This window comes from Bifidobacterium sp. C0047B3 (assembly GCF_056590535.1).
Window position 1 is genome coordinate 1 of sequence record NZ_JBWPWH010000005.1, and the last position, 24,938, is coordinate 24,938.

The 24,938-nt window shown below is 40.6% G+C and carries 23 protein-coding genes; 15 read left to right on the forward strand and 8 right to left on the reverse strand.

Translation table 11 applies throughout. The features are described 5' to 3' along the window. Positions 1 to 430 precede the first annotated feature (430 nt). The 8 genes from AC1EKT_RS05515 to AC1EKT_RS05550 all read left to right on the forward strand — a co-directional run bounded on the left by AC1EKT_RS05515 (position 431) and on the right by AC1EKT_RS05550 (position 8,150). Positions 431 to 1,390 (forward strand): zinc-ribbon domain-containing protein, encoded by a 960-nt coding sequence (locus AC1EKT_RS05515; RefSeq protein ID WP_415683090.1) that lies wholly within the window; start codon positions 431 to 433, stop codon positions 1,388 to 1,390. A gap of 365 nt (positions 1,391 to 1,755) precedes the next feature. Further along, the gene (locus AC1EKT_RS05520; protein ID WP_481616202.1) at positions 1,756 to 2,475 is read left to right on the forward strand and encodes a nitroreductase family protein; all 720 of its coding nucleotides are present in this window, start codon (positions 1,756 to 1,758) and stop codon (positions 2,473 to 2,475) included. Between the two features lie 154 nt (positions 2,476 to 2,629). Beyond that, on the forward strand, positions 2,630 to 3,961 hold the full coding sequence (locus tag AC1EKT_RS05525; RefSeq protein ID WP_481616179.1) for an ATP-binding protein: 1,332 nt from the start codon (positions 2,630 to 2,632) through the stop codon (positions 3,959 to 3,961). Between the two features lie 313 nt (positions 3,962 to 4,274). Next, a complete protein-coding gene (locus tag AC1EKT_RS05530; RefSeq protein WP_421784899.1) occupies positions 4,275 to 5,177 on the forward strand; it encodes an efflux RND transporter periplasmic adaptor subunit in 903 nt (300 codons plus the stop codon). Next, positions 5,174 to 5,884 carry an ABC transporter ATP-binding protein gene (locus tag AC1EKT_RS05535; protein ID WP_419399416.1) on the forward strand — a complete coding sequence of 237 codons (711 nt, stop codon included), beginning with the start codon at positions 5,174 to 5,176 and terminating at the stop codon, positions 5,882 to 5,884. Before AC1EKT_RS05530 ends, AC1EKT_RS05535 begins: the two co-directional genes overlap by 4 nt. Further along, a complete protein-coding gene (locus AC1EKT_RS05540) occupies positions 5,868 to 7,079 on the forward strand; it encodes an ABC transporter permease (RefSeq protein ID WP_421790479.1) in 1,212 nt (403 codons plus the stop codon). Before AC1EKT_RS05535 ends, AC1EKT_RS05540 begins: the two co-directional genes overlap by 17 nt. A 27-nt stretch (positions 7,080 to 7,106) precedes the next feature. Beyond that, on the forward strand, positions 7,107 to 7,631 hold the full coding sequence (locus tag AC1EKT_RS05545; RefSeq protein WP_415687996.1) for a hypothetical protein: 525 nt from the start codon (positions 7,107 to 7,109) through the stop codon (positions 7,629 to 7,631). A gap of 117 nt (positions 7,632 to 7,748) precedes the next feature. Beyond that, a complete protein-coding gene (locus AC1EKT_RS05550) occupies positions 7,749 to 8,150 on the forward strand; it encodes an XRE family transcriptional regulator (protein ID WP_421790482.1) in 402 nt (133 codons plus the stop codon). A 185-nt stretch (positions 8,151 to 8,335) separates the two neighbouring features. On the opposite strand, the gene AC1EKT_RS05555 is transcribed toward AC1EKT_RS05550, so the two are convergent. The 4 genes from AC1EKT_RS05555 to AC1EKT_RS05570 form a co-directional block, all read right to left on the reverse strand. Continuing rightward, positions 8,336 to 8,704, reverse strand: a complete 369-nt coding sequence (locus tag AC1EKT_RS05555; protein WP_415687738.1) for a hypothetical protein — start codon at positions 8,702 to 8,704, stop codon at positions 8,336 to 8,338. A 161-nt stretch (positions 8,705 to 8,865) separates the two neighbouring features. Continuing rightward, positions 8,866 to 10,026 carry a histidine kinase gene (locus tag AC1EKT_RS05560; protein ID WP_481616180.1) on the reverse strand — a complete coding sequence of 387 codons (1,161 nt, stop codon included), beginning with the start codon at positions 10,024 to 10,026 and terminating at the stop codon, positions 8,866 to 8,868. Further along, on the reverse strand, positions 10,023 to 10,694 hold the full coding sequence (locus AC1EKT_RS05565; protein ID WP_415689923.1) for a response regulator: 672 nt from the start codon (positions 10,692 to 10,694) through the stop codon (positions 10,023 to 10,025). Before AC1EKT_RS05565 ends, AC1EKT_RS05560 begins: the two co-directional genes overlap by 4 nt. A gap of 219 nt (positions 10,695 to 10,913) precedes the next feature. Then, positions 10,914 to 12,440: an aminotransferase class I/II-fold pyridoxal phosphate-dependent enzyme gene (locus AC1EKT_RS05570; protein WP_481616181.1), complete on the reverse strand. Its 1,527-nt coding sequence runs from the start codon at positions 12,438 to 12,440 to the stop codon at positions 10,914 to 10,916. A 299-nt stretch (positions 12,441 to 12,739) separates the two neighbouring features. On the opposite strand from AC1EKT_RS05570, the gene AC1EKT_RS05575 reads away from it, so the two are divergent. Further along, entirely contained in the window at positions 12,740 to 12,997 is a 258-nt protein-coding gene (locus tag AC1EKT_RS05575) for a hypothetical protein (RefSeq protein WP_119487584.1), read from the forward strand. Between the two features lie 48 nt (positions 12,998 to 13,045). On the opposite strand, the gene AC1EKT_RS05580 is transcribed toward AC1EKT_RS05575, so the two are convergent. Together AC1EKT_RS05580 and AC1EKT_RS05585 are read right to left on the reverse strand one after the other, a co-directional pair. After that, positions 13,046 to 13,834, reverse strand: coding sequence for a nitroreductase family protein (locus AC1EKT_RS05580; RefSeq protein ID WP_481616182.1), 789 nt, complete (start codon positions 13,832 to 13,834; stop codon positions 13,046 to 13,048). Positions 13,835 to 13,942: 108 nt separating this feature from the next. Beyond that, positions 13,943 to 14,398 carry a DUF4235 domain-containing protein gene (locus AC1EKT_RS05585; protein WP_481616183.1) on the reverse strand — a complete coding sequence of 152 codons (456 nt, stop codon included), beginning with the start codon at positions 14,396 to 14,398 and terminating at the stop codon, positions 13,943 to 13,945. 172 nt (positions 14,399 to 14,570) lie between these two features. On the opposite strand from AC1EKT_RS05585, the gene AC1EKT_RS05590 reads away from it, so the two are divergent. From AC1EKT_RS05590 to AC1EKT_RS05600, 3 genes are all read left to right on the forward strand, one after another. Continuing rightward, the gene (locus tag AC1EKT_RS05590) at positions 14,571 to 15,281 is read left to right on the forward strand and encodes a histidine phosphatase family protein (protein ID WP_275712701.1); all 711 of its coding nucleotides are present in this window, start codon (positions 14,571 to 14,573) and stop codon (positions 15,279 to 15,281) included. Between the two features lie 177 nt (positions 15,282 to 15,458). Beyond that, positions 15,459 to 16,886, forward strand: a complete 1,428-nt coding sequence (locus AC1EKT_RS05595; protein ID WP_415689927.1) for an ABC transporter substrate-binding protein — start codon at positions 15,459 to 15,461, stop codon at positions 16,884 to 16,886. 275 nt (positions 16,887 to 17,161) lie between these two features. Continuing rightward, the gene (locus tag AC1EKT_RS05600) at positions 17,162 to 18,505 is read left to right on the forward strand and encodes an ABC transporter substrate-binding protein (protein WP_275712703.1); all 1,344 of its coding nucleotides are present in this window, start codon (positions 17,162 to 17,164) and stop codon (positions 18,503 to 18,505) included. Positions 18,506 to 18,685: 180 nt separating this feature from the next. Here the strand turns inward: AC1EKT_RS05600 and AC1EKT_RS05605 are convergent, their stop codons facing one another. Continuing rightward, positions 18,686 to 19,699 carry a LacI family DNA-binding transcriptional regulator gene (locus tag AC1EKT_RS05605; protein WP_415687721.1) on the reverse strand — a complete coding sequence of 338 codons (1,014 nt, stop codon included), beginning with the start codon at positions 19,697 to 19,699 and terminating at the stop codon, positions 18,686 to 18,688. Between the two features lie 302 nt (positions 19,700 to 20,001). On the opposite strand from AC1EKT_RS05605, the gene AC1EKT_RS05610 reads away from it, so the two are divergent. The 3 genes from AC1EKT_RS05610 (at position 20,002) to AC1EKT_RS05620 (ending at position 22,478) form a co-directional block, all read left to right on the forward strand. Beyond that, positions 20,002 to 20,853, forward strand: a complete 852-nt coding sequence (locus AC1EKT_RS05610; protein ID WP_415683072.1) for a carbohydrate ABC transporter permease — start codon at positions 20,002 to 20,004, stop codon at positions 20,851 to 20,853. Beyond that, positions 20,850 to 21,683 (forward strand): carbohydrate ABC transporter permease, encoded by an 834-nt coding sequence (locus AC1EKT_RS05615; RefSeq protein ID WP_391496066.1) that lies wholly within the window; start codon positions 20,850 to 20,852, stop codon positions 21,681 to 21,683. Before AC1EKT_RS05610 ends, AC1EKT_RS05615 begins: the two co-directional genes overlap by 4 nt. Positions 21,684 to 21,869: 186 nt before the next feature. After that, a complete protein-coding gene (locus tag AC1EKT_RS05620; RefSeq protein ID WP_481616184.1) occupies positions 21,870 to 22,478 on the forward strand; it encodes a DUF624 domain-containing protein in 609 nt (202 codons plus the stop codon). A gap of 150 nt (positions 22,479 to 22,628) precedes the next feature. On the opposite strand, the gene malQ is transcribed toward AC1EKT_RS05620, so the two are convergent. After that, complete coding sequence (malQ, locus tag AC1EKT_RS05625; protein WP_481616185.1) at positions 22,629 to 24,878, reverse strand: 4-alpha-glucanotransferase; 2,250 nt, start codon at positions 24,876 to 24,878, stop codon at positions 22,629 to 22,631. Positions 24,879 to 24,938: the final 60 nt, after the last annotated feature.

Consider the following 24,938-nt stretch of genomic DNA (forward strand, 5'->3'; position numbering starts at 1 on the left):
AAATTCAGTCGAGTATCTGAGAAAGTAACGGTCATATGTTACTCGCGCAGTATGTAATCTACGTTAATAACGAATAATCGCGATTTAGCGTTACTTGCGCAGTACGCTATCTGCGCCAGTAACGGAAAACGACCGAAACTGTGCAGACGTGTAAAGTTTATGCCGTTTCCCAGCTAGATTCCGGCCAAAACTTTACAAACGTGTAAAGTTTATGCCGCCTACGCTCTAAACCGCAGCACAAAAGCAGGCCGTCAGCGCACACACTCCAAAAACTCACGCCACATTATGCGTAGTATAAGTAGTTTTCTATCTTTAATTGTTGCCTTTGTGCAATAAACATCGAGAATGTTGAAAATTATTTAATAAAATAAGTACTACAATATAAAATGTATTTCGTGCACGAATACGCTTTATAGAGGAGAAGAAGTATATGGTTTACTGTAATTCGTGTGGTGCTGCTAATGATGATAATTCAAGTTTTTGCAACTTATGCGGGGCAACTTTAACTGAGTGTTCACTTCATACAGGTCAATCAGAACCGCAGCCTTATAACGCAAATAATGTGTCACTTCAGCAAGCTTACTATCCTAGAAATCAGCAATATTTCTATAGCTCTGAAAACTATGTCAATTCGCAAGAATCTGCTGTTAAAGATAAAAAGCTTAAAACTAGGAGAAAAGCAGTAATTGCATCAATAATTTTTTTGATACTTGTAGTTGGAGCAATTGTAACTTATTTCACGCTGCAAAACCTAGTATATTCTCCTGAAGCAACGGTTAAAAATTATTTAAATCTTGTTTCTCAAGGTAAGTATACTCAAGCAACGAGTGAATATACTGATGCTAGTCCTCGTGGTTTTACTTACGTAAATCCGCATGAATCACTGTTTACAGACAAATTTGCAGGCGACGCAAACTCTCGTATTTCAAATGCTAAAGTCTTGTCGTCAACTCCTTACGAATGTATTGCTGGAAAATATTACAAATATGTAAATATGGGGAAGGCAAAAAAATCTACTTGTTATAAAGTTAAAGTTAACTATAACGTCGGAGATAAAAACGTTAACAGAACATTATATTTAAGATATGATTCAACACAACTGTTTATGTTTAAAAAATATAAGATAGATTCTATCGGTACCGCTACTTCTATATCGGTAAAGGTTCCTAGTAATAAACAAAAAATAAAAATAAATGGTAAAGAAGTGGAACTCTATGGCTGTTACGATAATGGCACTTCTGCTTTTGATGTTATTTTTGCATTACCAGGAATTTATAAGATAACAGCATATGACAAATATGGAACATCAAAAGATTTTGTAATAAATACCGCAAATGTCAGGCCGGAAAATTCTATAGATGTTGACACAGTAGGAAGCGATGATTACTAAAAAGTAATGGTTTTAGTTCAAATCTAGTTATGCGTTCACATATTAGAAAAATGTAAAACTTACAAATCGCTCCTGCCTTCGTATTTTTTGACGAAGGCAGACCTCGCTTGCGTTGAAAGCACACTGTGCTTTCAACTCTAAGCAAGCTCGGCGCTCCGAATTGCTTTCGCGCGCTTTGACCGAGCTTGAAATCAACGGGATTTCAAGCTCCTTCAAAGCGTGATTTGGCTCAGTTGTGAAGCACAGTGTGCTTCACATGCCAAATCAGCCGAACGGCTATGCCGTGGGGAATAAGCGCGAAAGCAGGTCGTCACGCAAATGCCGGAAAGTACTACGTGCGTATTTGGTGCGATATACTAAAAGACATGACTACACAAACTTTTGAAGCACTCGCAAAGTCGCGATTTTCTGCACGTGATTTTCTAAATAAACCAGTCGATTCTAAAATCCTTGAAACTATTTTGCAAACAGCTGCACAATCGCCGAGCTGGTCTAACACTCGTGGCTACATGCTCGCTATTGCTCAAGGAGAACGCAAGCAGCAGCTTATTGATGCTTATACGCAAAAATGCAAAGCAATGTTCCGTACTAAAGACGCAACTCTTAGCGAAGAAGAGCGCATGATAGCCCAGAAAATGAGCCAGCCGGATGGAGATTTTTCTGTAATGGCTCCTTATCCGCAATCGCTTAAAGAGCGCAGTGCGCGTTTAGGGTTGGCGTTGTATAAACATTTAAATATTGATCGCAAAGATTTTCCTGCTCGAAATGCTCACACTTTGCGCAACTTCCAGGCATTTGGTGCGCCAGTTATGGGATTTGTGCTTGTTCGTCGCGATTTTCTGCCCTTTGCTGCGCTGGATGCTGGAATTATGCTGCAAACGTTACTGTTGGCTGCCAAAGAGCAAGGCGTAGATTCATGCCCGCTTGGCGTTCTTGCCACATGGCGTTCACCGCTTGACGAAGTATTCGATATTCCGCCGGAGTATGCGCTGATTACTGGTTTTGCGCTAGGGTATGCGTCTGAGGCGCACGTAAATGCTTTCCGCGCGGAGCATCCTCCAATTGAACTTGCGCACGAAAAGTAACTTCGCACAAACCAATCTATCTTGCAAAACCCAAAGTACTTTGGAAAATATCAGATAGAAGTGCCAAATATGCCCTATTTCCGCTAATTCTATCTTGCAAAACCCAAAGTACTTTGATAAATTGAAGATAGAAGTGGAAAGAAAGGGAATGCGAATGATTTTCAATCGTCAAAGGTACATAAAGAAACTTAACCAGCTTAGTTGGAATGGTCTGGTTAAAATCATTACTGGTGTGCGCCGCGCGGGAAAGTCGTTCATTCTTAACGAGCTGTTCTATAATTCTCTTATTTCTCAAGGTGTTTTGCAGAATAATATTATTCGGTTCGCATTTGATGCAGACGAAGATATTGATCGTCTTGAGCCATTCGCAAATGGCGAACCAGTAAAAATCGCAGATAAAAAACTTGGTTACATTATCAATGCTAAAGTGTTCCGTCGCTACATTGCGTCGCAAATAAATCATAGCGACAAGTTTTACATTTTCCTCGACGAAGTGCAATTGCTTGACAATTTTGTTGGCACACTTAACAGTTACTTAAGGCACGCAAATTTAGACATATATGTTACTGGATCTAACTCCCGTTTTCTTTCATCAGACATTGTTACTGAATTTAAGGGGAGAAGCACAGAAGTTCACGTTCAACCACTTACTTTTGCCGAATACATGGAAAGTTCTAGCAAAACGGTTTCAGAATCTTGGGCAGATTACATTGTTACTGGCGGAATACCGCTTGTAGCTAGAATGCAAAATGTTGAGGAACAAATAAAATACCTTGAAAATCTTGTTAAAGAAACTTATTTGAGAGATGTAGTTCAGCGAAACGGCGTGCGAAAAGAGCAGGCTCTTTCTGAAACGTTGCAAGTAATAGCTTCGTCAATAGGTGCTCCTGTTAATCCAAGGAAACTTTCTAACACGTTTATTAGCCACGGATATGGAGAAATTACTTCAGAAACTGTTAGTCGTTTCATAGACTACTACAGCGATGCTTTTCTTGTAAGCAAAGCTCAAAAGTACAACATTAAGGGCAAAAAATACATTGATTCCTTGTTCAAAATTTACTTTGAAGACATTGGAGTACGCAACGCTTTACTTAATTTTAGGCAAATCGAAGAGTCGCATATTATGGAAAATGTTATATACAACGAGTTAAGGTATCGCGGATATAACGTAGATATTGGCGAAATGAATATTGCTGAAAATACTGGTCGAAAAGATAAAAATAACCATGATATTTATGCGCAAAAATCTTTGGAAATAGATTTTATCGCTACTTTGGGAAGCGAAAAATATTATATACAATCTGCGCTCGCTATGACGACGGAAGAAAAATCATTGCAAGAAAAGCGCTCGCTTTACTATATTGATAATTCTTTCAAAAAGATAGTAGTTACGAAAAATGGGTTGCATGCTACAAGAGATAATCGTGGAGTAATTACCGTGGACCTATTTGATTTTTTGCTTAACGAGGATAGCCTTAAGCGGTGATTTAATGGAGCGATATTAAACCTCTGAGCAAGTCAATCACTCAGTAACGTATAAACTCTATGTAAAATAAATCATTCTCTGGTATTATGCAAGCTCCAAGAATCATAAATAAAATCATCATTTAGTGTGATGCAAACTCTTTACTGCGATCATAAGCTATTAACCAAAAGCTGAAATTCTAAATAAAGTGGTAATCATAAAAGCGTTAATTGCAGCATTACCGAGCCCTTTATTTATTTTGGATTAGTTTGAGAGGCTCGTTTCGACGCATCCTATGTGTTTTACGAGTTTGGTGAGTAAGGAGCTTTGTGTTATGCGTAAGTTTACAAAAGTACTCTTGTTAGCTGCTCTGCCAGCGTGTTTGCTTACTGCATGCGCTGGTAGAGCAGTTGATGATAGCCAACAGCAGGTATCGCAGGATTCAGTTCCACTTATTTCAGTCAAAAAACAGCCTTTAACACAAGTTGTGTCGGGTAAAGCAACAATAGAACAATCGTCTACCTTTGTTATCACTGCTGTAAGTAGAGGGAATTTTTCTCCATCGGTAAAGGCAGGAAGTGCTGTAAAAGCTGGAAGTATTTTAGGCTACAATTCTGGTAACAAAATTATTGCTCCCGTAGATGCTAAAGTTGTGTCAGTAGCTGAATCATCTGCGGACGTGCCTAAATCTTTCCCGCTATTCACTCTTAAATATGAAGGTTTTTCAATAAGCCTTAACGCAAAAGCTTTACTTCGTTCTGCGGATATTGCAGATGTTAAAGGTCGCTTCCAAGTTGAAGATGGTGTTGGACCAACCAATTGTTTGCAAATAGTACAAAGCGGTGGAACTTCTACCGATGTTGCAGCCTCGGGTAGTAGCAAGAATGATAATGCTGATTCAACTCAAACAGATGAGTCGAGTGCGCAAAGTACACCTAGTGTATCGTCAAAAGTTTTAACGTGTTTAATAGATAAAAGCACAGAAGTAGAATCAGGCCAAAATGCGACGCTTGTTTTTAATGGCAAGCATAAACAATCGGTTTTAACTCTGCCTGTTAGTGCGGTTGCTGGAAGAGTCCAAAAAGGCCTAGTCTCATACAAGAAAGGCGATAATTGGGAGCGTAAAGAAGTTGGTCTTGGAATCAGTGACGGCGCTAATATTGAAATTACGTCTGGCTTGCATGAGGGTGATGTTGTAGCAGGTGTTTCTCCTGATCTCATTCCAGGAGTGCAATGATTATGGAGAACAATCCTGTTCCACTGGTTGAACTACAAGACGTGTCAGCGCGTGTAAAACTAGGCAATGGAGAATGGCTTACCACTGTTAATTCTGCTTCTATGTTACTTAACCAAGGTGAAACATACGCGGTAGTTGGCAGGTCTGGATCTGGAAAAACAAGTCTTATTTCTATTATTGGATTTTTGAATAAAAATTTTACTGGAAAATACTATTATTCTGGCAAGTCAATCCAAAAGTGTAGTGATGCTACAGTATCGCATATGCGCGCTAGAAATATTGGTTTTGTTTTCCAAAACTATTCGCTTATTAAGCATTTAAGCATTAGAGAAAATGTTGAGTTGCCGCTTTTGTACGCAGGACTACAACAAAGCAAGCAGACAAGAAGAAAAACGATAGAAGAAGCATTATGTGCTGTTGGATTGCAAGATAAACTAAACGAATACCCTGGAAAGCTATCAGGCGGTGAACAGCAGAGAGTCGCGATAGCGCGTGCGCTCGTTACTAATCCCGAATTACTTATTTGCGATGAGCCAACTGGTGCGCTCGATAGTAGTACGGGAGAAAAAGTGCTTCAAGTGTTGCATGATCGTGTTCAAGAATCTGGAACAACATTACTATTAGTCACTCATGATATGAAAGTGGCTCGTTCTTGCTCTCACATTTTTACTATGGAAGGCGGTGTTCTTTATGATCATGCTGCTTAAAGATTTGCGACTTTCTCCTATGAGATCCTTCCTTACAGGTTTTTCAATGTTTATCGGCATCATTGCCGTTATTGCGTCAGTGCTTATTGGCACGGTTGGTAAAGACTATCTTATTGCAACTAACGAACAGCTAAACGGTCGTAGACCAACATACGAGATTACTTTTTCAGCACAAAATTTTGACAAATATTCAGTATTTAACAAATTCTTAAATCGCATTGAATCCGCAAATCGTAACGCTAACGTTATGCTACAACCAAACACTGGACTACTGTTTAGCGCTTCTATGCCAGCTTTGAAGAGCGTAAAAATAAGCGAAGAATATAAAACTAGCAATCTTCAATATGTTGACGCTGTTTACACTACGGCAGGATACAACAAAGTTTATAACTTACCTATTGTAAGTGGAAGATGGTTTAGTAATAGCGCTAAAAGCAACGCATTAGAAATGGTAGTAAACCAATCTGCTAGCAAAAGATACAAGATTGGTGAAGTAGCATTTATTACTTCTCGCAAAACAACACAAATGAGTCCTATAAGGATTGTTGGAGTTGTGAACGATGGCGTAGACTCAGCAAAAGCATACGTGAATATTCTAGGCTTGTTACGTTACGCTCCAACTCTTTGGGAATATTCTGAAAAAGAAACTCAAGGCTCAATCTACTGGTTAAATAAAGAAAATCGTTCTCAAAAATCAATTAAATCTTATGTTTCAGACGCTCTTTATGACTGTTGCGGTGGACAAGTAAACGAAATTAGAAGACATGATAATAGTGATGATTACGAGAATGTTATAACAGTATTGCAATTAAGTTTTGCTATCGTAGCAGCATTATTGCTTTTTGTTTCCGCGTTAGGTTTAATCAATATTGGTTTAGCATCGTTGGAGCAGCGCACACATGAACTGCTTATACGCAGAGCCTTGGGTGCTACTAGATGGTCGATTGCTTCACTCGTGTTAGGCAGTGCGATTATTTTAGCGCTGATAGTTTCGATTGCTGCCGTCGCTGTTTCTTTTGGTCTTGTGTCTATAGCATCAAGTTTTTGGGATGCATCAAACCCAGTTAGTCCGCCAGTTTACCCATATGAAGCCGCTATTGGAGCTGTTATTGCGGCTTTTATCACGGCACTTGCTGGAAGTGTAGTGCCGGCAATAAAAGCATCGCGTTTACAGCCAGCATTAGCATTGCGTTAATTTTCAAAAAATAAGAAAGAAGGAATAATGAATAATCATACTATTGGTAAAGCAACTCTTATTATTGGTGTGCTTAGTGCGATTCTTATGTTCAATGCTTGTGGAGGAGTAGGCAACAATAATGCGAGTGGTATGGATGGCTCGCGCTCGCAAAATAGTTCGCCTAGAGAGACTGTTGATTTTGCTCATATAGAGAAGGAATATCAGGAATCTGTGGCAAAGCTTAGTTGGCCTGAAAAATATAAAGCTCCTGCAAACTTGGTTGGAGAAGAAAAAGACAGTCAGTTCCAGAGTGGATATGGCGATACGCAAGCATCTAATTATTATCAGTGTGCTTGGGAACGGCAATGGCTAGACACGTATGCTAGTGATGAGCAAGCGGCGAGTAAAGCTTTGCATGAGCTTGAAAAAGTGCCTAGTATGCCGTTTATGGGTCCAGACCGTTGTGATGATGCAACGCGAAACTTTTTCAAAGAGCACATGCGCAAAGCAAAACTGGGAGATCCATCAGGATTCCAACAGGATGTGCAAACTAATTGTCCTGTGATGTAATTGCATTTGTATAGCTTTGTTGTGCTGATTTTATATGCAATGCCTATTTACTGAATTGATAAATAGTCACACACTTATATGTGTGAAGCGAAAAGAGTTGGAGAAAAGACTTAATCAATGAGTGTCACTGAGCATAATAATGCAACGACTTGTTTGCAAATGGTGACAGCTATAGCTCGCAGATGCGATGGCTGGTGGGCTATAGAAGTGCCGGAAATACCAGGATTATTTACTCAAGTACGTAGACTTGATCAGATTGCAGCAATGGTAAAAGATGCTGCTGTAACGTTAAATATTAAAGTCAATGGCGTGAAAGTAACTCCGAAACTTAGTGAGCAAGATGAGCTTATGCTTCAGCGCATGCTAGATGCAAAATCTGCAGCTATAAAAACTCAAGAAGAAGCATCTATGCTTATGCGTGAAACAGTTCGCATACTAAGGAATCAGGGATTGACGGTTCGTGATGTTGCAGAGCTTACGGGAGTTACTCCGCAGCGAATAAGTTCGCTTAAAGCTTAGTAACTTAATGCAATATAGTTGAGGCTATAAGCAAATGAATTGTTCAGTAACGTATAAACTCTATGCAAAATAAATCATTAACAGATAAATAATCAAAAGCCAAGCCGTAGGATGCGTGGCTACAGCTTGGCCTTTGAAAACTGTGATATGTTTTTATGTTAAAATTCGCAGTCTAATGCTTTTACTTATTTTTTGGCAATGCCAAGAGCTTTTGAACTTTCATCCTTGTCAAGACCTATAAATAGGAGCACAATTATACCAATAATCAGCGGAACATAACCGTATCCAGATCCGTGGATTATGCCGAATATTTCCATAAGCCCATTTGCTATTACAGCTAGTGAAGATGCGATAAAATATAGTTGCGCGCACCACGGTTTTTTAATGAGGAACATGGTTGCAAGACCAAATAATCCAGCGATAATTTGAGGCACTCCCCATAGATAATCATTACGCATTACAATCAGCGCAATTCCGCTAGCAAGAAATACGCCATTGGCTATTGTCCAAAATACGGACGGAATTTGTGCTTTTGTATCTTCTAAATTACTCATATTCTTCTCCTTCTAATACAAGAAAATAATTGCGTATATAAAACCTTGACGATTTATAAATTAATGGCGCGCTAAAAGGTAAACAATATCTTGTATATGAAAACCTTTACAAATAATTACTAATTAAAACTACTCAAGATTCATTAATCTTTTAAACTGAATCAGTAAAGCATACTATCTATACAGTTATGTTCATTTCTGAAAGGGATAACTGCATTACATTCCCAATACTTACCAAAGGCTCGAAAATAAAGTGAACCGCCTAAATGCTTTAGGGTATCGCGATGAAGCAGAAGCCCTTTTTGAGATACTGCGCGAATCGCATCTTTACTTTTCTCGCCCAAAAATCGAACATTAAACTGTTTTATAACAATTTGTTTTTCGCGTATCGAAATTCTGATGTAATAAACTAAAGAAGCATATTTTCGCATGTTCAAATATAGCTCTTCGATTAATTCAATAACTTCACAGATGATTTCATCGCTAATGTCTTCAGGAATATCGTTACTAGATATATTGCATATGGATCTTCCTTTTAATCCACATGATTTATTGATTGAGTCGTTCATTTGTAGCGTATTTTCAATGCGCTGAATGAACTCGCTTCGAGCATCATGCTTAGCAGTATTTCCACGCAGAATGTCGATAATATTATGACCTTCTTCAAAAGCCTGATCTGCCAAATCATTTATTTCCTCAATAGCTTCTCGTTGCTTTTTAGAAATAGACTTGTCAAGTAATGCTATTTTACTTTGTAGTGCAATATCTGCAATCTTATTAGTTAATTTATCGTGCATTCGCACAGCCAAATTAAGATTATTAATTGTTTGCTTGTCTTTTTCATAAAGAACCATTTTTTGGTGAGAAATGCGCAAAATAATACCAGTGCAAACGCAAAATATATTTATTAAAAGGTAAGCAATAAGATACTTGAAAGACAAAGTTGATAGGTATCGGTATGCAATGTAGTGTAATGCATCTAGTACTAAGAATAAAGGTAGTGTAAATTGAATCGGATATAAATATGAAATAAAAACAAATGATATGATGAGCCCGAAAGTTACTGGTGGAAGATTCAGACTAGGAATAACAAGAATGCTGAGGTGCACAAAAATATAGCACATGCTCATAAAATGCGGGAGCAAGCAAAGGAACAGATTCATAGCAGCAAGAATCATGTAAACTATGACAAGTTGTATTGTGCTATTGTCGCTATTTGAGTAAATATATGCATCCATTGCGCTCGACAAACATCCCAATAGTAAAAATGTTTTATTGTCAATAAGCTTTTCTCGCAAACGCCGCATTAAGAAAATAATCATTGTGTATCATTTCCTAAATATTCATCATGCAGCCATGTGGTAATAAGTTGTGAACGATTCGTCACATTCAACTTTTTGAACACGCGACGAAGGATAGTTTCCACAGTACAAGTTTCAACAAATAAACGTTTAGCGATTTGCGCATTAGTCATGCCTTTACTGCACAACTTTACAATTTCAGTCTCATGATCCGTTAAAGCAAGGCGTCCCTTTTTTGGTTTATTTTGCAAACGTTGAAATGCTGTCATCGTGTCGTCAAAATGAAGATCACCTATTATTTGCGGCTTGAACGCTCCCTGGATAATACTGCTTAGCATGGCGCAAATAGTTTCTGGGTGGTTTTTCCCAACAATGCCTTGTGCGCCTGCTGCCGATGCTTTTAATGCATAATCGTTGATAGGAAATGAAGTTATAGCAATTATTATTGGGAGTGAATGTCTTCTTCGCAATTCGTATAATATTTTAATTCCCGAGACCCCAGACATATACATGTCAATTAGCAGCACGTCTGGGCATTGATTTTGACAAAACTGAATTGCTTGATCGGCACATGTTGACAACCAGCAAATATTGCAGGACGGAACAACCTGTTCAATATATGTTTTTAGGCCGTGTAGACAAAAACAATCATCGTCGACAATGCCAACAGTAATATGCTTTGCTGCCATACTGCTCCTTTATAAAAGCATTATTTAAGTAATAATAATACTTGAATTTGTATAAGGAATATCTTGTCTAGGAAAACCTTTACAAATGGAATCTTATAAAGGTAGTCGCTGAGAGCTTACGGGAGTTACTCCGCAGCGAATAAGTTCGCTTAAAGCTTAGTAACTTAATGCAATATGGTTGAGACTATGCACAATCAGCAAAAAGTGTAGAAGTTGCAGCTACTGGCGATAGTAGGAGAGGAAGCTGGAGAGTTTGCTCATTGCGTCGCGAAGCGTTTGCAAGCGCGGCAAGTAGACTACGCGGAAGTAGCCTGGAGTCTGCCAATTAAAGCCTTTGCCGTGCACAATCAGCAACTTCTGATCGCGTAGCAAATCAAGAGCAAACTGTTCGTCATCGTGAATGTTGTATCGACTTGGATCGAGCTTTACAAACATGTAGAAAGCGGCATCCGGTCGCTCAACGCTTACGCCATCCATCTCCTGAAGCGCGTTATAGCAATACTCGCGCTGCTCATACACGCGTCCGCCTGGCTCCAAATACTTTTCAACGCTTTGGTATCCACCCAAAGCAGTTTGAATAATCGACTGCGCAGGAACATTCGAGCACAAGCGCATATTAGACAGCATGTTAAGTCCCATAATGTAGTCGCGAGCCTTGGATTTATCTCCAGAAAGACTCATCCAACCAATGCGGAAGCCGGCAATCATATGCGATTTAGAAAGTCCGCTGAAAGTTACGCAGAACACGTCTGGAGCAAGAGAAGCAATCGAAATATGCTTCTTGCCGTCCATAACAAGACGGTCGTAAATCTCGTCCGCAAAAATAATCAAATTAAACTCGCGCGCAATCTTAACAATCTCTTCCAAAACTTCGCGACTATACAGCACGCCCGTAGGATTATTTGGGTTAATAATCACGATTGCTTTAGTGCGAGGCGTGATTTTAGAGCGAATATCGGCAATATCTGGGTACCAATGCGACTTTTCGTCACACATGTAGTGCACAGGAGTGCCTCCTGCCAGGCTAGCGCACGCAGTCCACAACGGATAGTCCGGGCTTGGGATAAGAATCTCGTCGCCGCAATCAAGCAGTGCCTGCATAGAAAGGTTAATCAGCTCGGAAACGCCGTTTCCAGTGTAAATATCTTCCATTTGCACGCCTGGAATGCCCTTAAGCTGATCGTATTGCATAATCGCTTTGCGTGCAGAGAAAAGTCCGCGACTATCCGAGTAGCCTTCGCAGTCAATAAGCTGCTGCTGCATGTCGTAAATCACTTCGTCTGGAGCGCGGAAACCAAAAGGCGCAGGATTTCCAATATTGAGCTTTAAAATATGCGTTCCGTTTGCTTCCATGCGGTTTGCTTCTTCAACAACTGGGCCGCGAACATCATAAAGCACATGTTCTAGTTTGGTGGATTTGTTGAAGTTTCTATGTTTGAGTGTTTGGGAAAGTTCAGCTTCCGTAAGCTGTGGCTGATTTAATTGTGATTCTTCTTCAGACTGGCAGTTTTGCGCGACTTTTGCGCAAGAATGACCGCCTTTGATTCCGTCGCCGCTGATTCCAAGAATTTCAGCAAGCATGTTACGCACGTCTTTGCGCGGCTCAGTTTTGCCGCTTAAATACTGACTTAACTGGCTTTTGCCAAGTTTATGGCCGTTTTTTGCTGCAAGCTCGATTACGTCAATCTGCTTGTATCCCTTACGTTTCATAGCTTTCTTAAGCTCGTCAGCAAAATTCTGTGCCATAATCTGTCTTTCTCGTAAAATCAGCGTTTATAAATTGAACAAGTTTATAATAAAGTTCAAAATATAAGTATTAAATTGAACTATTTATATTTTTAGTGATGATTTTACGCGCAAATTTGCATTTTGCAAAGTAAAAATTGAATTTATTTTGAATTTTTGCAAATGGTACAAATTATTTTGAATTTATATTGAACTTTTGCGAATATGTTTGGTGGCTTAAGTTTAGGAATATTGCGTGATTTACGTCATTGCGCGTAGCTCGCAGAAGCTGTGTTAAGCGGTTTGCTACCATAAAAGCTATGTATTTCTTTACTCCGAGGCGCTGCGAATCTACCCAAAAAATCATGTACAAGAATAAAGGGCAGGCTCTTATGGCGGCGGAGCAGAGTTTAAGAGAGCGTGGTGCGCAATTGTGGGTTTACGCTTGTGAATATTGCGGATGCTGGCATTTGACGCATAAAAATCCGGTGGATCGAATGTATTCAGATATGCGCTCGCCGGCTGCAAGCACAAAGCCTAGGTCTAGAAAACGCGGGTACAAGCCAAGACGGCGCTAAACTAATGCTGCGCTAAGTTAAAGCGGCGCTAAGTTAAGGCGTAACTAATTACGCAACATTAAAACCTTGTCTTGCAACCTGCTCAACATCTTCTGTCTCATGCTTTTTTGCGCTACTATCTGTTGCCAACGCAACAATTTGCGCGCTAAAAGCGTCAACTGGTCGGCTAGCGTTTCGCAAATCGTAATATTGATGCACGCGAGCGTCAAAATCAGCAAGATTTTCTAATAATTCAGCGTCGTCAGCAGGGTAAGTATTTTCAAAAATCTGCATGTTAGCGCTCATTCGCGGCTTTAATTCCGGATTTTGCGCAGGCTTACCAATTGCCAAACCAAGCACAGGGTATGTGTATTCAGGCAAATTCAAAATATCAATAAGCTGAGTTCTACTGTTCAAAATTGAACCAAGAATTACGCAACCAAGTCCTAAAGATTCCGCGGCAGTTTCCATGGCATGAAGCGCCAAAATAACGTCATTTTGAGCTTGAGTAAAGCGGTAACGGGTTTTAAGCATAAACTCATCGCTACTGGTATCTACGTCTATGCCATTTTTTCGCGCAATTGCAGCGTTTCTGTGCTGATCAATAATAAAAACGTACAGTAATGGAGCTGTAGCAATATATGTTTGATTACCGATTTCGGAAAGCTTCTGCTTAATTGAGCTATCCGTAATTTTAATTGCTGACCAGTCGTTTAAAAACTGGCTGCAAGCAGCGCGCTGAGCCACGGTTTCAAGAGTGGCAACTGTATCTTCGTCAATTGCTCCGCTGCTAAAAGCGCGAATTGAGCGGTGGTTCAGTAAAGTATCAATAGTTTCGTTATGACGTAAATTTTGCACGTTTCTTTTGTCCCTTACTATTTCCTTATTATCTTCTTATTATTTCGCTTACTTTTATTATTTCGATTATTTCGCTTATTTCTGCATTTTTAGTTAATTCGTTCAAAATCAGAATTTATTTTTTCGAAACTGCCGTTTTCTTTGCCTTCGTGCAATATAAGACAAGGTTCCGCGGCTTGCTAAGCGACCAACAATCGTAGTAAGAATCGCAGAAAATACTGCAAATCCAAGAGACATTATCAGCGACTCTTCTTGCTTAACACTCTGCTTTTGCGCAATTTTTTCTTTAGAAAGATTGTTAGAACGATTATTGGAGCTTAAATTTATTGTTCTAGTATCAACATGTTTTTCCCATATTAAGTGCGCAATTTGCCCTGCAATAAACGTTGCAAAAGAAGGAAGTGCAGATTTTAGTAAAGAATCTCCTAAAGTATTTGGGTTTTTTAATCGGCGCTCGCGAAGTGCATCAATCTTACGATTTGCTGCATTAAGTCGTTGCACTGTAGCTTGAGCCGCACGATGGCTTCGTTGAGTTTTAGTATTAGCCGATGATAATTGCGTCATATTTTCTATGTTAGTGGTAACGAAATACCAATTTTGGCGGTAACATAGAACAGTAATCTTGATTTGCAGCAGTGTAGATGCATTTTGAGAAATATACGTGAAACAAACTCGTGCCGCTTGGCGTCCGGCGCGACGGAAGGGTTACGTGGCGCTGTAGAGGAATGTGAAAGCTATGCAGAATAACGCTACTCAAGAATTATCCGAAAAAGAATGCTTGAAGCAGGGTTGCTTGGTGTTACTTCGTCACGGCCAAACTGCTTGGAGTGTGTCCGGTCAGCATACTGGGCGCACGGATTTGCCTCTTACTGAAGTCGGTGTTGAGCAGGCAAAAGAGGCTGGTGCTAGATTGCAGAGTGCGTTCACAAAAGGTTTTGATGAGGATTGTGTGCTTGTAAGTCCGCTTCGTCGCGCGCAGCAAACAGCTCAGTTTGCTGGATTTGCTTCGTACGAAATTTGCGATAGTGCGCTGGAGTGGGATTATGGTGCTGCTGAAGGTCGCACTAGAGGCGATATTGCGGCATTAAGTGGCGTTGAGGCGTGGGATGTGTGGAAGCATGGTCCTAAAGTTCTCCCTTCTCACATGGTTAGTGACGCTAAAGAAGTGCTTCCTAGTGGAGAAGCAGTGGATGTGCACAGGACTTCTGGAGAAAGCTTGCAAGAGGTTTCGGATCGTACTCAGAAGATTATTGACATTGCAATGCCTAAATTGAAATTAGGTAAGGATGTGCTTGTTGTTGCGCATGCGCACGTATTACGTATATTAACTGCGCGCTGGCTTGGAGTAAGCCCAGATTTTGCGCGATTGTTGCGTCTCGATACTGCGCATTATTCTGTGTTGGGTGTTTACAAAGGTGACAATGTAATTGTGCATTGGAATTGCTGAAATACGGATTAGAATTTCGGATATTTTATTGTGATTTTCACAATTTTTATTGCAGATACATTTATATATTTGAGTCTTGCGTTTGCTGTAATATTGGCTCACTACTGTGGTTTAAACAGTATTCAATAGTGGTAATTAGTTAGTTTGGAAGAGATTAGCAGTATGTGGAAAGGTTCGATGATGAGTCGTTCAGTTAAGTCGATTATTGCGCTAGTGGTTTGCGCTGTTTTGGCGGCTTGCGCGTTTACTGCTTTTGGTTTTTCTAAGTCTTTTGGCGCAAATACCGATAGGTCTGCTGGTGGGAAGGTTATTTTCTTCAACTTCAAGCCTGAGGCTACTGCCGAATGGGAAAAGGTTATTGAAGAGTACAAAAGAGAGACTGGTGTTACGGTAAGCATAACTACGCCAACTGGTGGTCAGTACGAAGCTAGACTTAAAACTGAAGTAGAGAAATATAAAAATAATCCAGATGCAATGCCTACGTTATTCCAGATTAACGGTCCTGTTGGCTACGCTAACTGGAAGGATTACACTGCTGATCTAACTAATTCCATTCTTTATAGGAATCTTAGTGACAAATACAAGGATTACGCTGTTAAGGATGGCAATAAGGTTGTTGGCGTGCCATATGTTACTGAAAATTATGGCTTGATTTACAACAAAGCTTTGCTTGCTAGATATGCGGATCTTCATAATTCAAAGTTGAAGCCGGAAGAAGATGGCGGATCTTTTGAAGAACAAATAAACTCTTTTGACAAGTTGAAGGAAGTTGCAGACGATTTGCAAAAACGCAAGGATGAGCTTGGGATTGACGGTGCTTTTGCATCCGCAGGATTTGATTTAAGTTCAGACTGGCGTTTTAAGACACACCTTGCAAATATGCCTTTGTATTATCAATTCAAGGATGATGGTGTTGAAGGTCAGCCACAATCAATAAATGGCAAGTATGTTGATAATTTCAGGAAGATTTTTGACCTTTATATTTCTGATTCCACAACTCCTGTAAGTCAGTTAAGCACTAAAACTGGCGAGGACGCTGTTTATGAATTTGCTCTTGGCAAGGCTGTGTTCTATCAGAATGGTACTTGGGCTTGGGGTGATCTTTCGAAGGATGGTATAAAACCTGACGACGTTGGCATGCTACCAATTTATATTGGTGTTCCTGATGAGAAAAATCATGGTTTGGCTGCTGGTTCTGAGAACTATTGGTGCATCAATGAGAAGGCTTCTCCCGCTAACAAGAAGGCTACTGAGGACTTCCTGAAGTGGCTGCTTACTTCAGACTATGGTAAGAGGGCTTTAGCTGAGAAGATGGGATTTGTTACGCCGTTCGAAGGCTTTTCTAAAATTAAAGTAGATAATCCACTTAATCAAGCTGCTGTTGAATATGCAAATAAAGAAGGCAAGAAGCCTGTTAAGTGGGTGTTTGTTACCATGCCATCTAACGGTTGGAAAGACGATGTTGGCTCTGATCTGCTTACATACGCTCAGGCAACAAAAGATGGTATGACTTCTATGGGCGCTAATCAAGCATGGGATACTCTTAAGAAAGCGTTCGTTGAAGGCTGGGCTAAGGAATATAAGATTGCTCACAGTAAGAGTTAGCTGCTAATTAAATAATTTGTTTTAAACTATAATCCTTAAGGGATTGCGCAATCGTTTGCTAAATTGTTGCGTAATCCCTTTAATTATTGCCAAAAATACGTGCTAATTTTATTAGATATATTGGTGTGTGATATTTTTTATGACGACACGCGTTAATTTACTTATGCTATCGTTTGCAATATTGCAACAGTTGAGGCATAATAAGTATTGTCGATAAGGACACCTAGAGGTGTGGCAGTCCAATGATGGGATTGTCGGCATAGGAGAAAGGTTCGATGATGAATCGTACAATTAAATCAACAATTGCACTGGTAGCTTGCTCAGCAATGGCTTTTGGCGCGCTTGCTGCTTGCGGATCCTCCTCAAGCGACAGCTCTGCTAAAGGTAAGGTTTATTTCTTGAACTTTAAGCCAGAAGCTGCAGATCAGTGGAAAGAAGTAGCTAAGGCATACACCAAGAAAACTGGTGTTGAAGTTAAGGTTCAAACTGCTGCTTCCGGAACTTATGAGCAGTCTTTGAAGAGCGAAATTAGCAAGGGTGACGAAGCTCCTACACTCTTCCAGATTAACGGCCCAGTTGGTTACGCAAGCTGGAAGGATTACACTGCTGATTTGAAGGATACTGAGCTTTATAACCAGCTTCAGAACAAGGATATTGCTTTGAAGGATGGAGATAAGGTTGTTGGTATTCCATATGCAATGGAAACATACGGCTTGATTTATAACAAGGCTTTGCTCAAGAAGTACACCGGTCTTAAGGATGCTAAGGTAAAGTCTGCTGAAGAAATCAACTCCTTCGATAAGTTGAAGGCTGTTGCAGATGATATTCAAAAGCACAAGTCAGATCTTGGTGTCGATGGCGCATTCACTTCTGCAGGTTTCGATTCCAGCTCTGATTGGCGTTTCAAGACCCACCTTGCAAATCTTCCTTTGTACTATGAGTTCAAGGAAGATCATGTTACCAAGCAGCCTGCAAAGGTAAAGGGTACGTTCCTTGACGGTTACAAGAAGATTTTCGATCTTTACATTAATGATTCCACTACACCAGCAACGAAGATTGGTTCTAAGACTGGTGAAGATGCAAATGCTGAGTTCTCGCAGGGCAAGGCTGTGTTCTATCAGAATGGTACTTGGGCTTGGGGTGACCTCTCCAAGGCTGGTATGAAGGCTGAAGACCTTGGCATGCTCCCAATTTACATTGGTGCTAAGGGCGAAGAGAAGCAAGGTTTGGCAACTGGTTCTGAGAACTATTGGTGCATCAACGAGAAGGCATCTGACGCTAACAAGAAGGCAACTAAGGACTTCTTGAAGTGGTTGCTTACTTCCGATACTGGTAAGGATGCTTTGTCCAAGAAGATGGGCTTCACCACTCCATTCAAGAGCTTCGCAGATATCAAGTCCGACAACCCATTGACTCAAGCAGCTGTTGAAGATGCTAAGTCCGGTAAGACTCCAGTAAGCTGGAACTTCACCGTAATGCCATCTGATAACTGGAAGAACGACCTCGGCTCCGCTTTGCTTGAGTACGCTCAGGGCACCGGCAAGTGGGATAAGGTTAAGAGCGCATTCGTCGACGGCTGGGCTAAGGAATATTCTCAGGCTCACGAAGATGACGACTGATCCATTAATAAATAAATAGACGTTACACCTGCTGACGTAAGCAAGCAAAGGTGACGTAAGCAAATCCGCTAGGATACTGGCACATGATAGTGCTAAGTCCTAGCGGATTTTGTTATTTAGATATCTTTGTTATTTTGGTATCTTTGTTATTTTGATACCTTATAGAAAATTATAAAAGGCTTAGTCGTTTAATAATGCGGCTGTACTTGAGCGCACAATAAGTTGCGCTGGAACAATGCGATGTGGATCTTCAACTTTCTCTGCACTTATAAGAGAAAGCGTTATGTCTGCTGCAGTAGAAGCAATATCGACTGGGTCCTGTCTAATAGTAGTTAAGCCAGTTTCGTGCGCGTAAAAACTATCGTCAAAACCAATAATTGACACATCTTTTGGAGTAGAATACCCACTGCGAGCAAGCTGAAACATAAGTGGTATTGCAATCCCGTCTTCTTGGCATGCAATTGCTGTTGGCATAGTTGAACTTCCAAGAAGCATAGAAACTATAGCGCTTATGCGGTCAGAATTGGCAGGTGCAACAATTTCTGTAGGTGTTATTCCGCTATTTTTACATTCGTCAATAAAAGAATGGTAACGTTGCAATACGCTGAAATGCAGTGAAACGTCGCGAGTTGTGCGCACATATGCAATATTGCGATGCCCTAAACCGATTAAGTGGCGTGCCATAAGTCTTGCACCTTGGTCGTCGTCAATATTGATAGTCGCGTCAAAGTCGCATTTTTGAGGGTATAAGCAGTTTATGCCAACAATTGGCACTCCTGTTGATTTAAGTTGTGCAATTTCGTCTGTATTTACGTCAAAGGAGCACACGATAACAGCGTCAGCATTACGTCTAGTTGGGAGCATTGTGAAAAATTCGCTACGTTCTTTGCTGCTGGAAATCTGGAAAATGGACAAATCGTACCCAGCTGTGTGGAATACTTGATTCAATCCTTGAATTATAGATGCAGAAAACCATAGGCGAATTTGATCGCTAATAAGTAAAGCGATGCGCAAGGTTTTGCCTGATTTCAGTGCTGCTGCAGATTTCGAAATAGAAAAATTCATTTTTTCGGCAATTGCCAATACTTTATTGCGAGTGGATGCAGATACTAAGTTTGGTCGTGTAAATGAACGTGACACAGTAGAAACTGACACATGAGCTTTATTCGCTACATCTTGAATATTTGCCGACATGTGAACTCCTTTATTCGCGTATAGCAAACGTGTAGCACAGCTTTGTGTTTAGTTGCTTAGTACGAACTTTTATAGTTCGAAACAAACAAACGTTTGCAAACACTTCTATTTTAACAAATTTTACTGGAATGCCAACGATAATAAGCAATTTTTTTAAAACTAAATTTTGATATTTGTTTGAAGCGACATGTCAAAATGACAACGTTTGACATAGATAATTCATGTAGTAGAATGAAATTATTGGTTCGGGACAGCGATGTCTACGTGGATGTCGCCACTCAAGGAGGAGAAAGTGACGAGTCATGATTAGTATGAGCGGAAAAGCAATACGTAAGTGGTGGTGGTTATTTGCACTGCCAACGTTTGCTGCGTTTATTGTTGGCTTCTTGGTGCCATTTGTTATGGGTGTGTATTTGAGCTTTAGGAAATTCACTACTGTAACTGATGGCAAGTTTGTGGGTTTTCGTAACTACTATAGAGCTTTAAAAGATCCGCATCTTGTTTATTCATTTTTGTTCACAACGCTTTTTGCAGTTATTACAACAATAATTATTAATGTTATTGCTTTTGCAATTGCGTACATGCTTACTAAGAAGTTCAAGGGCACGACGATATTCAGAGCCGTGTTCTTCATGCCAAATCTTATTGGCGGCATTGTTTTAAGCTATATTTGGCAGCTTTTGTTAAATGGCATACTTGGGTACTTCAATCGTTCGATTACGTTCTCTGAAGTATTCGGTTTCTGGGGTCTTGTGATTGTTGTTTGCTGGCAGCAAATTGGCTATATGATGATTATTTATATCGCAGGAATGCAAGCTCTTCCTGGAGATGTTATGGAAGCTGCTGCTGTCGATGGTGCAAACCCAAGGCAGACTTTATTCAAGATTACTATTCCATTGATGATGCCTTCTATTACTGTTTGCACATTCTTAACAGTTACCAACGGCTTCAAGCTTTTCGATCAGAACTTCGCATTAACTAACGGTGGTCCTTCAAGGAAAACAGAGATGTTAGCTCTTAACATTTATAGAACTTTCACTACTCCAAGATGTGAAGGCGTTGGTCAGGCTCAGGCAGTCATGTTCTTCATTGTTGTGGCTGTTATTGCTATGGTTCAGAATATGCTCACTAGGTCGAAGGAGGTAGCGGCATGAACGAGAAAACAAAGCATCCTGCGTTATGGACTGTGCTGTTCACTCTTATAAGCTTGTTATGGATTTTCCCTATAGTTTTAGTGGTACTGAATTCTTTCAAGTCTAAGGTTGATATTGCAAGCAATCCTTTTACTTTTAGTTCAAAATCGTTTGTTGGAATGTCTAACTACGTATTAGGTTCAAATCGTACTGATTTTCCAATGAGTTTCCTCTGGACTATTGTTGTAACTGTTGGTTCTGTGATCCTCATTCTTCTGTGCACGTCAATGTGTGCATGGTGGATTGTTAGAGTTAACAATTGGTTTGCGAAACTGCTCTATGTGTTGTTCCTGTTCAACATGATTGTGCCATTCCAGATGGTTATGTACACCCTTGCTTACATTACGAACACTTTAAAGTTGAATACTCCATGGGGATTGTGGATTATTTACTTAGGCTTTGGCGCAGGACTTGCAGTGTTTATTTTCACTGGTGTGATTAAGGGTATCCCACAAGAACTCGAAGAGTCTGCAATGATTGATGGTGCTTCTGTGCCACGTATATTCTTCCAGATTATTGTGCCGATTATGCGACCTGCTATTATTTCGGTTTCAATCTTGCAAGCAATGTGGATTTGGAATGACTTCCTGCTTCCATTCTTGACGCTCGATCTCAACAAGTATAAGACCATTTCTATAGCTGTTCAGTATTTGAAGGGCGGCTATGGATCTGTTGAGATGGGCGCAATGATGGGTTGCTTGGTTATGGCAATTGTTCCAATCATAATCTTCTATCTCATTTGCCAGAAGTACATTATTAAAGGTGTTATGTCTGGTGCAGTAAAGGGATAAATTAATTCTCCTCCAAAATTCAAGTGGCAGTAAAAGCGGCGGTGTGCGCATACTATTACGTTTGTGCACACCGCCATTATTTTTTAAGTTACGCTAGTTTGTAATTAGGTGGTAGAGTTCGTTATTAGAGTATCTGTAGATAGTAAAGCATAGGAATTGCGTCATAAAACCAGGAGATAGTATAGAATGATTTTCTCGTTTGGAAGCCCAGATTCAAAGTTTGCGCAAAGCATGGAAACATTTGCTGATGCCGTGTGGCTTACAATATTGATGATTTTAACAAGCATTCCTTTAATTACTATCGGTGCTTCTCTTTGTGCTGGTCATGATGCTGCAAGACGTACAGAGCAAGGTGAAGGACATATTACTACAGCTTATTTTCGCGCGTTTGCTAGCAACTTTTTGGAATCTACTATTATTTGGGCTGTAATGGGCCCGATTCTTTTTGCTATTATTTGGCTATGGCTTTGCGTGTGGTCTACTCCACTTTTAATTATTAAATTTATTCTGAGCATATTGTGGATTATTGTTGCCGAATGGGTGTTTGCGTTACAAGCGCGTTTTAAAAATTCAATCGATAAAACAGTGGTTAATTCTCTTATTTTTGGTATTTCCTATTGGAAAGAAACTCTTTTAATGGCACTGTTAGACGTAGTGTTTATTGTGTTAATATTTGCATCAATCGTATATTTGCCGCAGGGTTTACCTTTGTTGGTATTTATTGGTTGGGGATCGCTTATTATGCTTCACACGCCTTTGTTGGAGCGTGTTTTTGCAAAATATATTAAGAAGTAATTTCTGCAAATAATTAATGAGGCGAGCATCTGTGACAATGCTCGCCTCACATAGGACATCATTGCAAGGAATATTTTGATCTGCAGCTATGCAAATCATATTCCTTACGAGGGGGAATAGAGTCAGTTCATCAGTAAACCAACTATTAAATTATATATGCTTCCGTGTATTTTCGCCGTGCATAACTGCCGTCATAGATAGCACTCTTGGCGACTTAAATACTTCATCGGTGTGAACTACACGACCATCAGTGTCAGCAAGTGGAATACGCCAGTTTGGATACTCTGTGCTAGTTCCAGGCTGATTCTGTGAACGCTTCTCGCCGACAGCATCAACCAAAGCCACTTGCAAAAGCAAAGATGGGGAAGTGAGCATAATTGCATGCATAGCTTCCACAATCTCTTGTACGTGACCTTCAACATCCTCAGCAGCGTCTTTGCTAATCCAGCCGTTCTCAAGAAGCATCTTCATCATTGCATCGCGTTCAGCTTGAGCAGCCTCCTGGAACGTTTCTACGGAGTCTGTAAGCAGGTGAAGCTGCTCGCGAAGCTTTACATGCTCAAAGGCAAGATAACCAGCTGTAGGTGGCATATCGTGCGTAGTAACGGAAGCAAGAGCATACTCTCGATATGTAGACGGATTAGCGAAAATAATTTGCTTCTTTCCAGCCTTCTTAGTAGCGGCTTCAGCTTCGTCGTCGTGAGTGAACCACTCAACAACAGTGCCAAGCACGCCATGAGATGCAAGAACCTTAGAAACATACTTCGGCACAGTGCCCAAATCTTCGCCAATAACAACACCGCCTGCGCGAGTTGCTTCAATAGTGAGAACTGCGAGCATTGCGTCTACGTTGTAGTACACATAGGCGCCGTTTCTAGCACCCTGCCCTTGTGGAATCCACCACAAGCGGAAGAGACCAAGAACGTGATCAATACGAGCGGCTCCTGCGTGCAAGAACACGTTATGAACCATGTCTCGGTAAGCAATATAGCCAGTTTCATCCAAGTAATTTGGATCGAATGGAGGTTGACCCCAATCCTGACCTTGCTGGTTGTAGAAATCAGGAGGAGCGCCAACGCTTACGCCATTAGCAAATCGTTCCGGACTCCACCAAACGTCAGCACCGTAACCGTGTACGCCAACTGCCATGTCTTGCATAAGACCAATTGCCATACCAGCAGCTTTAGCTTCAGCGTGAGCTGCAGCAACTTGCTCATCAGCAATCCACTGAAGCCAACGATGGAACTCAAACAAGTCAGCGTGTTCGCGCTTAAGTCGTTCAATTTGCGGAGTGCCTTTACCGGTAGTATCAAACCACAAATTCTCGCCCCAAGGAGCGCCCCAAACCTCAAACGCAACACACCAAGTTGCAAAAGCATCAAGATCTTCACCAGAACGATGCTTAAACTCACTAAACTCGCGCTCGCGTTCTGCAGAACGAGGCTGCTTGAAAATAATACGCAACGCAGGAAGCTTGGCATCCCATGCAGCGTTGATATCTATAGGATTTGGATTGTTGTTTTGAGGTGCAATAGACTCATGCAATTGCTCTACTTTAGCGAGATCCTCTCCACTTAATTCAGCATATTCCGGAATATCTTGCGGACGAATATAAGTAACATTCAAGAACCTACGAGACTCAGGCAAGTACGGTGAAGGCTCAAGAGGTGTTACTGGAGCGCACGCATGAATTGGATTAATCAGCATAAAATCAGCCTTGCCGATTTCTCCAGCATCCTTAAGTAGGCGACGCAAATCGCCATAATCGCCAATTCCCCAAGAATCTTTTGAACGCACAGAATACATTTGCGTCATGAATCCCCAACGGTGCTTTTGCTTAACGCTTTCAGGCAATGGAATACGCGCAGGTGCGGCAATCAATGTGACATCAGCGTGTTGAGCCGTCTCGCCATTCGCGCTGATTACTTTAGCATGCAAAGTGTGATAGCCCATTGGCAAATCATCCGGAAGTTCAATGAACAAATCTCCATTGTCTTCAGATTGAATATCGCCTAACGAGCCTTCATAATCTGTTCCATCTTCGAGTGTAAGAGAAATATGAATTTGCTCTTTTTGGGCATCTCCTGCGTGAATTGGTACGCAAGTTTTTGCGCCATTAAACGAAACGACAGTTGGTGGCAATAATTCGCTAGAGCGTTTGCGCTGAACCTTCTCGTATGAAATTGCAATATTGTCTTGAGTATCGGCAGGCATGCCTAATGCATCAAGTACTCCAACTAATGCTTCATCTGTAATTTCTGTGTAGCTTCCTTGCTGATCAATATAAAAAGTGGCAACGCCGCACGCCTTAGCAAGCTTAATAAGTGGACGTGCAAGACGTTCCGCGCTTTCTTCCATAGGCTTATCAGCATCAGCTTTGCCAGTAGCTGTTGTTGTCATGGTTCTCCTTCTACTTTGTGATTTGGCACATTTCTAACATCGTCGTAAGCGTGCCAAATG